The following is a 12,592-nucleotide window of genomic DNA, read 5'->3' as shown; positions in this document are numbered from 1 at the left end:
CACGCGTTCCCTCGGCAGGTTCCGTCGTCGGTCCCGCCTCACTCGAGCTACAGGCGGCCGCAGTCAGGGCAACGACACTGACCAGCAGCGAAGCACCCAGCCTCGATAGGTAACCGGGTCGCGTTTTCAACTTCATGGTGTCCTTCAGCTTCGAAAAATCGGGGGGTTCGCATAAATCCGAGCACTGCTCGGATTTGGCAAGTAAACCTCACCTAAGTACATCCGTCAATCGCTTGCGTCGACTACGCACACCGATCCGACGCCACTAAGCTCGGTCGGACCATGACTGCGCCATCACCTGACAAGAAGTCCGCCGCGAAATCACAGCGCCGCCGGAGTTACAACACCGGGATCACTGCGGACGCGGTGCTGACCGTGGCGTTCGGGCTCAGTCGCGAGCACGGAGTCGAGGGCTGGTCGCTGCGGCAGCTGCTCGGCGAACTCGATACGTCGTTCTCCGTCGTCTATCGACTCGTCGGAGATCGGGACGCACTCTCGGCTGCGGTGGTCGACAGTGCGGTGTCGGCCGTGAACGTGCCATCTGCACAAGAAGATTGGCGTCAATGGCTGACGCATCTGCTCTTGCAGATGCGAGAGGCCTTGATCGAGTGTCCAGGCGCGGCACAGTGGCTGCTGATGAACGGAGTTGCCACCCAGCGCAGCCGGGAACTCATGGAGGCCGGATTGGCATCGCTGATCGACGCCGGGTTCGGGGAAGAAGCCGCTCAGGCTTACACCGTCGCCTTCACCTCGACAATCACACTGATCGCCATGAACGACGCCAGGCGCATTCCCAGCGGACAGCCTTCACCCGATCACAGCGCGATGCTGGAACGACTGAGTAACGACAGACCCTCAGATCCTCGTTCATCGATGGAGACACTGATCGGGAAGTTCGCCGGTCCACCGGATGCTGCGGAAGCAACACGGGCAGAACACTATCGCTACACACTCGACCGTGTCCTCGACGGCCTCGAGGCGCGGCTGAACGCAATCAAGGAGTCACAGAAATGACCGAGGGTCGCTGTCGCAGTTGTGCGACAGCAACCCTCGGATGAGTTGGATTCTCGATATGTCTAACGGAACAGGTTCGCGACGAACGGAATCGTGTCAGCCTGTGATTCGACCAAAGCGCCGCTGTGATCGGTGTTGTAGGTCTTGAACGTGACCGGTTCACCGTTGGCGACCAACGCTGCAACCAGCGAAAGTGCAGACGGTGCAGGGACATCCACGTCGAGCAAGCCCTGGCCGATGAAGATGGGGCGATCGTATCCACTGGTCGGTACACCCATGTAATCGTTCAGCAGACCCTGGAAGTTCGGGATCTGACTGAGCGGGCGGGAGAAGATGTCACCGAGGACCAGATCCTTGGATGCCTCGTCCAGGTCTGCGGCGCAGAGCTTTTCGGCCGAGTCGACCTTTTCCCTTCCCAAGTCGTTCAGGTAGGAATTCAAGTCGATCTCGGGGTGCGCTTCCCGCAAGCCCGCGAGGATGTAGAGCGCGTACGACGTCAATCCGCCGCCGAGGGCGATGGGAGGGAAGCCCGGGCCGGCAGGCAGGAGGGTCAACTCGATGTTGGCCGGCACTCCGGTACCCACCCCGCCGCGATAGTCGAGAGAATCCCCACCGTATTCAGTGGCGTAGCGCGCCGTCGTGATGGCCGCACCGCCGCCCTGCGACTGCCCGACCACTGCCCACCGATTCGAGATGGTGGGGTCGATCACCCGAGCAGCCTTGACCGAGTCGACGACGCTGTGCGCCTCCACCTTTCCGTCGAGATACGGCATCAGCCCCGGTGTTCCCAGACCGACGTAGTCGGTGGCGACTACGGCGTAGCCCTCGGAGAGCCAACGCCCCAGGTAGGGGTAGTCGCGCTCGGGCAGGCCAGGACCGACCAGCGAAGGGGCACAGGAATCGTCGAGTCCCGTGGTGCCGTGCGCCCACGCAATGACGGGCCAACCACCTTCCGGTGCCGGACCGGCCGGGACGTAGTACGCGCCACTGCTCAGCGCAGGCCCGCCGTTGGAACCGATGGTCCAGTACGTGAATCGCTTGGCGTCGGCGGTACCCGGAATCCACAGATCTTTCGGTAGCGGCTCACTCGACACCACAGTGCCGGTGGCTTGCGACGCGCTCGGTGCCTGCGCGGACGCGATGGGCGCAGCAACGGCGGAGCCGATCGTTGCAGCACAGAGGGCTGCGATGGATATGCGGGCAAACGACTTCGACTGGAATTTCACGTCTGACGACTCCGGTTCGTGCGGTGGGCGACCTCGTTGGACGTTATCGTAGATTTTGTTTAACCGATCGGTCAAGCAAAATCTTGCAGCTTCGTGAAAGGTATATGTCGAGATTCCGGCCCCAACTCCGACCTAGCATCGAACCGCACGAAAAAACAGTAGGAGGATGTGTCCATGGCACACGTACAGCGTTTCGACCACATCGGCATCACCGTCGCGGACCTCGAATCAGCGACGGCATTCTTCGTCGGTCTGGGTCTCGAGGTGGAGGGCACCGGATCCGTGGAGGGTGAGTTCGTGGAAACCGTCTGCGGTATCCCTGGAGCCAAGTGCGAAATCGCCATGCTGCGCCCGCCGGGCGAAGGATCACGGCTCGAGCTCTCGTCCTTCGTCACGCCCGAGCACGTACCCGGATCGCCTGCTCCGATGGCCAACGAGATCGGGATACGCAACGTGTCTTTCGAGGTGGGCGATCTCCAGGCTGCGGTCGACGCGGTGGCTGCGGACGGTTACGGACTCATCGGCGGGATCGGCGAGTACGAGAACAGCGTGCGCATGGCTTACGTCCGGGGGCCTGAAGGGATAATCGTGTCCCTGTTCGAGCAGATCGCCTGAAGCGTCACGGCATTCGGAGCGTCAGATCGCCTTCCAGGAACTGGCCAGAGCGCCCATCGCGGCCGCGAATTCGGCGAACGCCGCGTCGATTCTGACGCGGTCACCGGTGGTCACCAGATCGAGCGTCAACCCGCGAATCTGCGCCAACACGATCGTCGCGTAGCGATCAGCGCGATCGGGTGGACATCCGTGCGCGACCGCAGCTTCCGCCAAACCACCCAACCAGTCCCCCACCACATGGTCGAGAAACTCGCGATACCGCTCCGGATGCAACAACGCCTGTCCGTAGATCTCGAACATCAAGCGAAAGTTCGGCAACGATTCCGCTGATGTGCGCCCATTCCAGTAACTCGTCAACATCTCGACGATGTCGGTCCCGGAAGAGATGTCGAGAGAAGAGCTGTCTCGCAGGGTGGCAACTACTTCAGTGAGCAGTTGTTCCTTCGAACCGAAATGATGGATGAGTGTCGCATGACTGATCCCCAGATCCTTGGCCAATGGCCGCATGGACAGTTCACCGACGCCGTTCGCCGTGACGTACGCGGTTACCTGCTCGAGCAATTCGGCACGGCGATGCTGGTAACGCAGTTTCCGGCCGTCGACCGGCGTGCTGTCCTCCACCTGCAGGAGCCTACGCAGTACCGGAAACACAGCAGTACCGGAAACACGGCAGTACCGGAAACACGGCAGAACCGGTTACACGGCAGAACCGGTTACACGGTGACGTGGTGGCGATCCGATCGACTGATCGTCACAGCGGCGACGACAACTCCGATCACCACGCCGATGAGAGTGTCCGCGACGCGAGCCACTGCCGCTTCGGTCCCGATCGGAGCACTGAAACCGATGAGGAGCAGTGCCATCGGGGTGACGGCCAGTGATGTCAGTGCATAGTTCTTGATCACGAGCAGCTCAGCAGCAGTCTGCAGAATCACGACCACGGCAACCGCTTGCCAGTAGCCGAGCGTCAATGCGATGAGAGCAGCAGCGACGACGGCGCCACCGACATTTCCCACCAACCGCTGAATCCCACGCTGGACGGTCTGCTTGTAGTTCAGCCCCTGCATCGCGGCGATGGCACCCATCGACGCCCAGAGCGGATGCTCCAACCCGGCTCCCGCCGCGAGCCAACCGGCCAGAGCCGACGCTGCCACGATGCGGAGAGCATTCATCCGCACCGGGCGCGAATACAGCCGATTCAATCCTTCGAGAAAATAGCCTTCGGGCGCGGCCAGGTTCTTTGCCGGTGCGAGATCGTGTTCGATCATGCTGGAACGCTTGAGCTTCCGAAGCTCCTTCTCGTGCCGAGCAATGCTGCGAATCAGGGTGGCGTCGCCGTGCAACTGCCACTCCTGAACTGCCGCTTCTGCTTCGTCGAGCACCGCCACCAGTTCGCGTCCGTGATCGACGGTCGACTTGATCCGGCCACTCGACGCAATAATCAAGCGGGCGTTGGCAATCGATCCGAGCGCCGGTTCCACTCCGTCTGCGCCGGACTGTTCGAGACGCCCCACCGCAGAAACTGCACGGGCAACTGCCAGGCGGGCAGGTCCCATCGGCAGTACGAGCGCTGGGAGCATCGCGGCCGCCCAACCGACCAGAACTCCGAGCGCACCGGCAGTGACCAACCGCGCCAAATCATCAACGCTGGAGGCATATCCGGCTGCACCGGTCGCCGCGAAGACGAGGATGACGGGCCCTGGCCCGGTGATCCGGAAGCCCGACATGAAGCAGTACGACGCACCCGCAAGCAAAGAGAGGATGCCGATCTGCAACCACATCGGAACGCCCGCGACACCCATGGCGCCGCCGAAGGCAATCGAAACCACCAGTGCAGCACCCACCATTGCCAGCTTGCCGGCCAACCGTGGATACGGCTCGTACCTGCCGAACGCGGCGCACAGCGCGCCCAAGGCCGCGAAGCCGGCCAATTCCCGATGCCCGAGCAGTCCGCCGACCACGAGGACTACGGCGGTGGCGAGCCCGACCCTGATCGCGGGGGCGATGGTCGCGTCGGCAGATCCGACGCGAAAAGCCGCTCGCCACGTCGCCCCGGAGACGGTATGTGCAATGGCCTCACTCGAATGAGTGAGACGGCTGGGCGTCCTGGCTGCGGTTTCGGTTCGGCTCACCCAATCAGCATACATTTATTTCACTAGTAAATTACTTGTGAAGTAATGTGAATTCTGTCGCTAAGATAGGGACATGGGCGCGGCGAACAGATCCGAAGACGACTTCATCGACAAAGTCCGTCGCGAATGGAAGCGCGCCTACCCCGAGTTCGACACTGCTCCCGTCGAGGTGATGGGCCGGATCGCCCGCATCAACGCGCAGTCTCTTCACCAGCTCGACCGCGCACTGGCGTCCAGCGGGGTCTCTCGCGCCGAATTCGACGTGATGAGTGCACTTGCTCGCAGTGACCGTCCCCTGCGGGCGAGCGAAGTCACCGCCGTCACGATGGTCAGCGGCGCCGCCACCACAAAACACGCAGACCGCCTGGCCAAGCTGGGCTTTGTCGAGCGTCAGCGCTTCGAACACGACGGACGAGTGGTTCTGCTTCAACTCACCGCTGCCGGTCGCGCATTGGTCGAGGCAGAGTTTCCCCGACGCGTCGAGCGAGACCGTCAAGTACTCACCGGACTCGACGAGGACGAACGTGCCCAACTGACGGCACTGCTCAAACGCATCTCACTCAACATCGACTCGGGGATCTGGGACTGACCTACTTCGGCAGCGGCACGTTCTGCAAACGCACCTGACCGCGCGCCACCTCTTTGCCCGATTCCGGATCGGTGATGACCACCGACCACAACTGCTGAACCCGGCCCTGCTGTATCGGCACAGCCACGACGTCCACGCGCCCACCCGTACGCGCCCGCAGGAAATCCGTTCCGTTGTGCACTCCGACGGCAAATTCGCCACGGTCCGCCACTGCAGTGCTGGCCCCGATGCTCGCGGCGGACTCGACGGCGGTCGTGTAGACACCGCCGTGGACTACGCCCCACGGCGTGTGATGCTCCTCGGACAGATCGATGTGCCCGACAACCTTCGTGCCGGACACCTCGTCCAGTTGCAATCCGGCAGCGCTGACAAATCCGCTTGCTGCCTCGAGATTCAATTCCGTCATGACGACCCCTCATCTGCTCCGTTGGATTTCTCGACCTACCTTCCGCCCTCGAATACATGCCGTCAAGTGCTAAGTTGGAATTCCCAACTAACATTTCCAACTAACAGGGGCCCAGAGATGACGGCGACAAAAGGACGCAACTGCTCCATCGCCAACGCCTTGGAGGTCGTCGGCGAGAAGTGGTCACTGTTGGTGCTCAGAGAAATCGCCCTCGGGCAACGACGGTTCGACGAGATCGCCGCGGGCACGGGTGCGAGCCGCGACATCCTCGCCGCGCGTCTACGCACCCTTGTCGACGCCGACGTCCTCGCGAAGCGACGCTACGAAGACCATCCACCGCGCTACGAATACGTCGCCACCGAATCAGGGAAGGCGCTCTATCCCATTCTGATGGCGCTCATGGAATGGGGGGACGCCTTTGCGACGACGGGTCCACCGCCAACCGTCGTCGAACACCGTTGCGGTGAGATCCTGCACGCCCAAGTTGTGTGCGCGCACTGCAAAGAGCCGCTGGCCGCCAAAGACGCGCATGTAGTCGAACTCTCGCCGCCTGCTCGATAGCGTCAGCGTCCGGGCGGAAACCCGCCTGTTGCGATCGGACCCCAGGAGTCGACGGTGACGCGGATCAGGCTCTTACCCTGCTTGCGCATGGCTTCGCGGTACTCGTCCCAGTCGGGATGATCACCGGCGATGGATCGGTAGTAGTCGACCAACGGTTCCACCGAGTCCGGGAGGTCGATCAACTCCGCGGTTCCGTTCACCTGGACGTACGGGCCGTTCCACTCGTCGGAGTGGACACACAGAGACACCGCCGGGGTGCGGCGGACATTCGCGGCCTTGGCCCGTTCCGGGTACGTGGAGATGACGATCCGACCCTCGTCGTCGACCCCGCACGTCACCGGAGAGATCTGCAACTCGCCGGATTTCTTCACCGTGACGAACGTGGCCCGATGGCGCGGCCTGATGAACTCGAGGAGTTCGGCAAACGACACACGATCTGCGCTGGCGATCTTGGACATGACCTCAGCCTAATTCGATTTACGAACTGACGCTCAGGGCATCTCGATGGTCTGAGCACGTGCGATTTCGCCGATTGCACGAATGATGTACGCGCTCTGAGCTTTCTTCACTCCGGTCGACAAACTCCCGATGACCAGAACCGCCGAACGCAGGTACGCGCCGTGCCCGATACGGAACGAATCGTCTTCCAGATCCGAGATCCCGAGCGCCCCGGTGTAGACCGCAGCGAGCGCCTGCACGTCCAGATCCGGCAGCCACACGATCGTGGACTTGGCGCAGGCGGTGAGCGCATCCTGCACGTCCTCGCTGGACAAGCCGTCCGGATGCGTGTCCTCGAGCAATTCGCGCACGATCGCCGCGTGAACCGAGCTGACCTGCTCGAAAGAGAGCCCGCGCAGTTCCTCGACAGCCACGAGTAGTCCGTCACGATTTGCCGCCCGCACCGCGGCGAGTGCGTCGGCCGTGGCATCGGCGATGTCACGGGCGACCTTCGGCCAATGCGTCGGCCAGCTCTGTTCTGGCGTCCGCTGTTCTGGCGTCATCGTGGTATCTCCTCGGTCCTCGTGTTCATGCGGAAGCCTTCCACATCCCACCGACAGGCCAGGCGATCCGTCAGCGCAGCCGCTCCAACAAGGACATTGCGTTGTGCGGCGCAAAGCCTTTCATGTCGTTGTCGAAGTAGACGTACACGTCGAGGCCCTCGTCCATCCAATCCCGAAAGCGCTTGGACCACTTGTCCAGAGCTTCGTCGGTGTACCCACTCGCATACAGTTCCTTGTCCCCGTGCATCCGCACATAGACAAAATCGGCAGTAGGAGTGGTGATGCGGGGATACCTGCCGGCTGTGTCTGCGACGACAAAACCGATGGAGTGCTCGCGCATCAGGTCCACGGCTTCGTCGGTCTCGAAGCTGGCGTGCCGCGCTTCCACTGCGTAGCGAATCGGCACGTCCCTCTCGGTCTGGGCGAACACTCGGTCTTCGGTGAGTTTGTCGTCGTGCTGCGCTGCCAGATCGGCTGCAGCCTGAGTGGTACGGGGAAGACCGTCGAAGAAGTCGGCCAATCGCTGCGATTCGAACTGCAGCGTCGGAGGTAGTTGCCACAGAATCGGCCCGAGCTTGGGGCCGAGGGCGAGCGTTCCGGCGGCAAAGAAGTTGGCGAGTCCGTCACGGGCGTCGAGCAGCCGTTTCATGTGTGTGATGTACCGGCCGCCCTTGATCGCGAACACAAAATCTTCGGGAGTTTCGCTGCGCCATTTGGTGTAGCTTTCCGGCTTCTGCAGCGCGTAGAACGAGCCGTTGATCTCAATCGACGTCAATCTCTCTGCGGCATAAGACAATTCTTTGCGGTGAGCAAGACCTTTCGGATAGAAATCTCCGCGCCACGCGGGATACGTCCACCCGGAGATACCTACCCGAATATCTGCCATCGATTCAGACTAAGCGGCACTCGAGCGTTTTGGCACTCCGTGTTTCAAACTCCGGCGCTGAGCGCGACGGATACCGGTACGACGGTCAGGCACACCACCGCACCGATGAACAACGCGATCACGAGGCGACGGTCCCACTTTCCGCGTGCACCACTGGCAGCGAGCATGAAGATCACAAAACCTACACACACGGACACGATAGTCACGATCACCGGAGTTCCAACCATGCCGTGATTGTCCCCTACCCATTGCCACCGAGCGCCCTACGGGTACACGATCGAAGTACCCATCCCGAGCTAGGAGTGGAAATGCCGAAATACCTCTGGCAAGTGACGTACTCACCCTCCGGCGCCGCCGGTCTGCAGCAGGAGGGAGGCACTGCGCGGCGCGACGCGATAACGCGAATGGTCGAAAGCATCGGTGGCACTGTCGAATCCTGCCACTTCGCACTGGGCGGTCACGACATGTTCGTGATCGGCAACCTGCCGGACGACGTCGCGGCAGCCGCATTGAGCATTCGCACGGCTGCGGCAGGTGCAGCACGCTCGGAGTCGATCACACTGCTCACGCCGGAGCAGATCGACGAGGCAGTCAAGCGACCGACCGACTACCGCGCGCCGGGCAAATGACGACGGAAGGAATAGATCCCGGCAGCAGCCGAGTTGCACCCGCTGTGACGGAGACTACGAAAACACCTGACCTGGGCACCTACGGAATCTGGCGAGGAGCGGCTGGTTTGCCGCCCGAGCTGGGAACTGCGATCGAGAAACTCGGTTTCGGCACCATCTGGATCGGCGGCTCCCCACGCGCCGATCTACGGATCGCCGAGAAACTTCTCGACGCGACCGAGCACATCACCGTGGCAACCGGAATCGTCAACATCTGGTCCTCACCTGCGGCTGAGGTGGCGGAGTCCTATCACCGACTCGAAGCCGCGCACCCGGGGCGATTCCTGCTCGGCGTAGGCGTCGGACATCCGGAGGCGACCGGCGACTACACCAAGCCGTACGCCTCACTCGTGTCGTACCTCGACGAACTCGACGCGGCCCAGGTCCCGGAATCGCGACGCGTCCTCGCCGCACTGGGGCCGAAGGTGTTGAAACTGTCCGCCGCTCGCGCCGCCGGCGCGCATCCGTACCTGACCACCCCCGAACACACGGCCGAAGCTCGCGAAATCCTCGGCCCTTCGAAGATCCTGGCCCCCGAGCACAAGGTTGTCCTGGAAACCGATCCGGAGAAGGCCAGAGCAATCGGTCGCCCCGCCGTCGCCAACCCGTATCTGTATCTGCGCAACTACACGAGCAATCTCGAGCGCCTCGGTTTTGCGCCCGAAGAGTTGGCCAACGAGGGGAACGATCGCGTCATCGACGCCCTGGTTGCGCGGGGTACCGCGAAGTCCATCGCGGATCGACTTCGGGAGCATGTCGCGGCGGGTGCCGATCACGTTGCGATCCAAGCACTTCCCGCCGAAGGTGATCCGATCGCGACCTACGAAGCACTGGCCGCCGAACTCTTCGACTGACCGGGCAACCCTTGACTTGGATAAGTAGTGTCCGAGTATACTTGGACACTACTTATCCGAGTAAAGGAGAAAAACATGAAGATCGTCATTTTCGGAAGCGGACTCATCGGAAGCCAGGTCGCCGCCAAGCTCGCTGACGCCGGGCACGACGTGAAGGCGCTCGGTCGCGGCGACGGGATCGACATCACCACCGGCGCAGGTATCGCCGAGGCAGTCGAGGGTGCCGACGTCGTCGTGGATCTGACCAATTCCCCTTCGTGGTCGGACGACGACGTCTTGGCCTTCTTCCGCGACGGAACCGGCCACATCCTCGCCGCGGAAGAGAAGGCAGGCGTCGGGCACCACGTCATACTGTCCATCGTGGGTGCCGATCGACTGCCCGATTCCGGGTACATGCGAGCCAAGGTCGCCCAGGAAGACCTGGTCAATGCGGGCCCGACCCCCTACACGATCGTCCGATCGACCCAATTCTTCGAGTTCGTCGCCGGAATCGCCGACGCGGGAACCACCGACGGCGCCGTCCACGCAACGCCGGGACATCTGCAACCCATCGCGTCTCGAGACGTCGTGTCCCACGTCGCCGAGGTAGTGACCGGCGCGCCGCAAAACGGCACGGTCGAGATTGCCGGACCCGAACCGCTGGGCATCGACGAACTGGTCCGGCGCTTGTTCCTCGTCACCGGCGACAAGCGTTCGGTTATCTCCGATCCCGAAGCCGGCTACTTCGGCGCGAAACTCGACAACTCGGCACTGACCCCGACGCCCGGTGCAGATGCATGGATCGCGCCGACAACATACGACGCGTGGCTTGCCGAGAAGGCCTGACGTCGACAACTCGAGCGACGTCCGGCCCGCACCGCTTTCCGCGGCGTCGATAGAGTCCAATCATGAAGCTTTCCGGAGGCGTGGAGTGGTCACTCCACTGCTGCGTGGTTCTGAGCCAGTCCGAGGGGCCGGTACCCACAGCCAGACTCGCCGAACTTCACGGGGTGTCGAAGACATACCTGGCGAAGCATCTGCGAGCGCTCGCGCACGCCGACCTGGTCAATCCGACCGAGGGCCGAGACGGCGGGTACGTTCTCACCCGGGCTCCCGAGAAGATCACCGTTCTCGACGTCGTACAGGCCGTTGACGGCACCGAACCTGCGTTCCGGTGCACGGAGATTCGACAGCAAGGAATCCTCGCCGCTCCACCGGAGCAGTGCCGTTCCGCCTGCGGAATCGCCAAGGTCATGGCCGACGCCGAAAAAGCCTGGCGCGCATCGCTGTCGGGGGTCACTATTGCAGATCTTGCTGCAACCCTGGACCTTCCGGCACTCAGAAAGATCCTGACCACACCGATCACACCCTAGAGCAGCCCACACCCCACGAGACGGCAATCCATCGTTCAACTATCGGGTACCTTGTTCGGGGATCAAATCTTGACGAAGAATCTTCCGGGAATTTTCGCAAGATCTCGGAGGGGGTTTCATGGGAGTCAGTGGCGCTGCGGGGTTGGGGCAGAACATTCGTCAAACAACGGGACTGTTGAGTCGCTGGTGGTCTCTTGCGTACGACGGCGAATGGTTCCCGAGGTTCCTGGCTGCTCGATCGATGTTGGGGACAGCCAGGGTGGTCGTCACCTTTTGGTGTGCTGTGTTCGTGGCACTCGCCGTACTGGCTCAATTCGTGAAGGGTGGCGCAACCGAGCTCCCTGAACGGCTCGCGGCGGGCGCAGCATGCATGATCGCGCTCTACTGCATGATTCGCTGGTCACTCGGACGGTCTTGGCCGAGTCACCATCAATCCGTTCGTTTCGTTTCGCTCACCAATATCTGCTTGTCCTTGATACTTCTCGCCGGAATCCATTCGAGCTTCCTGGCATTGACCGGCACCGTCCTGTTCGTGGTCGTCGCGAACTATTCGTCGGTATTCCACAGCCCTCGAATAGTCACCGCACAGATCACCGGCGCGCTGTTCGTCGTTGCGCTACTGACAATTCGAGCTGTAACCGATCCGGATACCGACTCTTCGCTGTCGGTGTCCACTGGATTCGTCATCGGGTGTGTTATCGCTTCAGCTTCGATGACCGTGCATTTCCTCGTCCTGTATTTGACCGACGACGCACGACACTCTTGGCGTGATCCACTCACCGCTGCCCTGAATCGACGTGGGCTGCACAGTGTCTGGCAACAGTTGTTCGGTGTCGGCGAACTCCAAGGACACGTAGTCCTTGCGGTGGTGATCGATGTCGATTCGTTCAAGAGCGTCAACGACAAACTGGGTCACGCGGAAGGCGATCGGATGCTGGTGACAGTCGGCCGGCGCCTGAACTCGGTGGTCGGAGAGGTCGGACTGGTTGCGCGGACTGGCGGCGACGAGTTCGTGATTCTCATGCCCGTGGAGCCACGTCGCATCGAACAAACCGTGGTGGACATTCACAATTCGATATCGCGGCCCGCCGGCCGGCAGTCGATTTCCGTGAGCGTCGGAGCCAGCGTGTGGCTGTCCTCGACAATCCCGGACGCTTCGGGAACCATCGATCGGATTCTTGCCGACGCCGACAACGCGATGTATCGGGCGAAACGACGAGGTGGAGACCAGGTAGCTTGGGCAGTAACGCATCTGAGCTGAATCGACACGATTACCTGTCGATCGAAT

General features: G+C 62.0%; 17 protein-coding genes. 9 read left to right on the top strand and 8 right to left on the bottom strand.

The features are described 5' to 3' along the window. Positions 1–282: 282 nt before the first annotated feature. On the top strand, positions 283–1,014 hold the full coding sequence (locus ATN37_RS24810) for a TetR/AcrR family transcriptional regulator (protein WP_218695733.1): 732 nt from the start codon (positions 283–285) through the stop codon (positions 1,012–1,014). Between the two features lie 62 nt (positions 1,015–1,076). Here ATN37_RS24810 and ATN37_RS24805 read toward each other — a convergent pair whose 3' ends face one another. Continuing rightward, positions 1,077–2,240, bottom strand: a complete 1,164-nt coding sequence (locus tag ATN37_RS24805) for a S9 family peptidase (protein WP_003940397.1) — start codon at positions 2,238–2,240, stop codon at positions 1,077–1,079. Positions 2,241–2,414: 174 nt separating this feature from the next. Between ATN37_RS24805 and ATN37_RS24800 the strand changes: the two genes are divergently transcribed. Next, entirely contained in the window at positions 2,415–2,855 is a 441-nt protein-coding gene (locus tag ATN37_RS24800) for a VOC family protein (protein WP_003940268.1), read from the top strand. Between the two features lie 21 nt (positions 2,856–2,876). Here the strand turns inward: ATN37_RS24800 and ATN37_RS24795 are convergent, their stop codons facing one another. Together ATN37_RS24795 and ATN37_RS24790 are read right to left on the bottom strand one after the other, a co-directional pair. Beyond that, complete coding sequence (locus ATN37_RS24795; protein ID WP_218695732.1) at positions 2,877–3,476, bottom strand: TetR/AcrR family transcriptional regulator; 600 nt, start codon at positions 3,474–3,476, stop codon at positions 2,877–2,879. A 92-nt stretch (positions 3,477–3,568) separates the two neighbouring features. After that, the gene (locus ATN37_RS24790) at positions 3,569–5,002 is read right to left on the bottom strand and encodes an FUSC family protein (protein ID WP_218695731.1); all 1,434 of its coding nucleotides are present in this window, start codon (positions 5,000–5,002) and stop codon (positions 3,569–3,571) included. Positions 5,003–5,060: 58 nt separating this feature from the next. Between ATN37_RS24790 and ATN37_RS24785 the strand changes: the two genes are divergently transcribed. Beyond that, complete coding sequence (locus ATN37_RS24785) at positions 5,061–5,576, top strand: MarR family winged helix-turn-helix transcriptional regulator (RefSeq protein WP_218695730.1); 516 nt, start codon at positions 5,061–5,063, stop codon at positions 5,574–5,576. Position 5,577: 1 nt separating this feature from the next. Here ATN37_RS24785 and ATN37_RS24780 read toward each other — a convergent pair whose 3' ends face one another. Next, positions 5,578–5,982, bottom strand: coding sequence for a PaaI family thioesterase (locus tag ATN37_RS24780; protein ID WP_003940256.1), 405 nt, complete (start codon positions 5,980–5,982; stop codon positions 5,578–5,580). A 117-nt stretch (positions 5,983–6,099) separates the two neighbouring features. Here ATN37_RS24780 and ATN37_RS24775 point away from each other — a divergent pair, with 117 nt between their 5' ends. After that, the gene (locus ATN37_RS24775) at positions 6,100–6,543 is read left to right on the top strand and encodes a helix-turn-helix domain-containing protein (protein WP_030536494.1); all 444 of its coding nucleotides are present in this window, start codon (positions 6,100–6,102) and stop codon (positions 6,541–6,543) included. Positions 6,544–6,545: 2 nt separating this feature from the next. Here ATN37_RS24775 and ATN37_RS24770 read toward each other — a convergent pair whose 3' ends face one another. From ATN37_RS24770 to ATN37_RS24755, 4 genes are all read right to left on the bottom strand, one after another. After that, a complete protein-coding gene (locus tag ATN37_RS24770) occupies positions 6,546–7,001 on the bottom strand; it encodes a PPOX class F420-dependent oxidoreductase (protein ID WP_058038281.1) in 456 nt (151 codons plus the stop codon). Between the two features lie 33 nt (positions 7,002–7,034). Next, complete coding sequence (locus tag ATN37_RS24765; RefSeq protein ID WP_030536492.1) at positions 7,035–7,544, bottom strand: hypothetical protein; 510 nt, start codon at positions 7,542–7,544, stop codon at positions 7,035–7,037. Positions 7,545–7,614: 70 nt separating this feature from the next. Then, entirely contained in the window at positions 7,615–8,430 is an 816-nt protein-coding gene (locus ATN37_RS24760; protein WP_030536491.1) for a DUF72 domain-containing protein, read from the bottom strand. A gap of 44 nt (positions 8,431–8,474) precedes the next feature. Then, positions 8,475–8,657, bottom strand: a complete 183-nt coding sequence (locus ATN37_RS24755; RefSeq protein ID WP_003940600.1) for a hypothetical protein — start codon at positions 8,655–8,657, stop codon at positions 8,475–8,477. 81 nt (positions 8,658–8,738) lie between these two features. Between ATN37_RS24755 and ATN37_RS24750 the strand changes: the two genes are divergently transcribed. From ATN37_RS24750 to ATN37_RS24730, 5 genes are all read left to right on the top strand, one after another. Next, positions 8,739–9,059, top strand: coding sequence for a GYD domain-containing protein (locus ATN37_RS24750; RefSeq protein WP_007729728.1), 321 nt, complete (start codon positions 8,739–8,741; stop codon positions 9,057–9,059). Positions 9,060–9,103: 44 nt separating this feature from the next. Continuing rightward, positions 9,104–9,952 (top strand): LLM class F420-dependent oxidoreductase, encoded by an 849-nt coding sequence (locus ATN37_RS24745; protein ID WP_030536489.1) that lies wholly within the window; start codon positions 9,104–9,106, stop codon positions 9,950–9,952. 75 nt (positions 9,953–10,027) lie between these two features. After that, on the top strand, positions 10,028–10,777 hold the full coding sequence (locus ATN37_RS24740) for an SDR family oxidoreductase (RefSeq protein WP_075834554.1): 750 nt from the start codon (positions 10,028–10,030) through the stop codon (positions 10,775–10,777). 62 nt (positions 10,778–10,839) lie between these two features. Further along, positions 10,840–11,304, top strand: coding sequence for an Rrf2 family transcriptional regulator (locus ATN37_RS24735; protein ID WP_063315611.1), 465 nt, complete (start codon positions 10,840–10,842; stop codon positions 11,302–11,304). A gap of 118 nt (positions 11,305–11,422) precedes the next feature. Next, positions 11,423–12,565, top strand: coding sequence for a diguanylate cyclase (locus ATN37_RS24730; protein WP_218695729.1), 1,143 nt, complete (start codon positions 11,423–11,425; stop codon positions 12,563–12,565). Positions 12,566–12,592 lie beyond the last annotated feature (27 nt).

It is taken from the genome of Rhodococcus sp. MH15, from assembly GCF_019266045.1.
Classification (GTDB): domain Bacteria; phylum Actinomycetota; class Actinomycetes; order Mycobacteriales; family Mycobacteriaceae; genus Rhodococcus_F; species Rhodococcus_F qingshengii.
The sequence above is the reverse complement of the archived record's forward strand: the minus strand, read 5'-3'. Positions and strand labels throughout refer to the sequence as shown.

Bases quoted from the DNA above. Each gene is read 5' to 3' on its own strand.
- ATN37_RS24810 (WP_218695733.1), top strand. From the start codon at position 283: ATGACTGCGCCATCACCTGACAAGAAGTCCGCCGCGAAATCACAGCGC.
- ATN37_RS24800 (WP_003940268.1), top strand. From the start codon at position 2,415: ATGGCACACGTACAGCGTTTCGACCACATCGGCATCACCGTCGCGGAC.
- ATN37_RS24790 (WP_218695731.1), bottom strand. From the start codon at position 5,002: ATGTATGCTGATTGGGTGAGCCGAACCGAAACCGCAGCCAGGACGCCC.
- ATN37_RS24785 (WP_218695730.1), top strand. From the start codon at position 5,061: ATGGGCGCGGCGAACAGATCCGAAGACGACTTCATCGACAAAGTCCGT.
- ATN37_RS24780 (WP_003940256.1), bottom strand. From the start codon at position 5,982: ATGACGGAATTGAATCTCGAGGCAGCAAGCGGATTTGTCAGCGCTGCC.
- ATN37_RS24775 (WP_030536494.1), top strand. From the start codon at position 6,100: ATGACGGCGACAAAAGGACGCAACTGCTCCATCGCCAACGCCTTGGAG.
- ATN37_RS24770 (WP_058038281.1), bottom strand. From the start codon at position 7,001: ATGTCCAAGATCGCCAGCGCAGATCGTGTGTCGTTTGCCGAACTCCTC.
- ATN37_RS24765 (WP_030536492.1), bottom strand. From the start codon at position 7,544: ATGACGCCAGAACAGCGGACGCCAGAACAGAGCTGGCCGACGCATTGG.
- ATN37_RS24760 (WP_030536491.1), bottom strand. From the start codon at position 8,430: ATGGCAGATATTCGGGTAGGTATCTCCGGGTGGACGTATCCCGCGTGG.
- ATN37_RS24755 (WP_003940600.1), bottom strand. From the start codon at position 8,657: ATGGTTGGAACTCCGGTGATCGTGACTATCGTGTCCGTGTGTGTAGGT.
- ATN37_RS24750 (WP_007729728.1), top strand. From the start codon at position 8,739: ATGCCGAAATACCTCTGGCAAGTGACGTACTCACCCTCCGGCGCCGCC.
- ATN37_RS24740 (WP_075834554.1), top strand. From the start codon at position 10,028: ATGAAGATCGTCATTTTCGGAAGCGGACTCATCGGAAGCCAGGTCGCC.
- ATN37_RS24735 (WP_063315611.1), top strand. From the start codon at position 10,840: ATGAAGCTTTCCGGAGGCGTGGAGTGGTCACTCCACTGCTGCGTGGTT.
- ATN37_RS24730 (WP_218695729.1), top strand. From the start codon at position 11,423: ATGGGAGTCAGTGGCGCTGCGGGGTTGGGGCAGAACATTCGTCAAACA.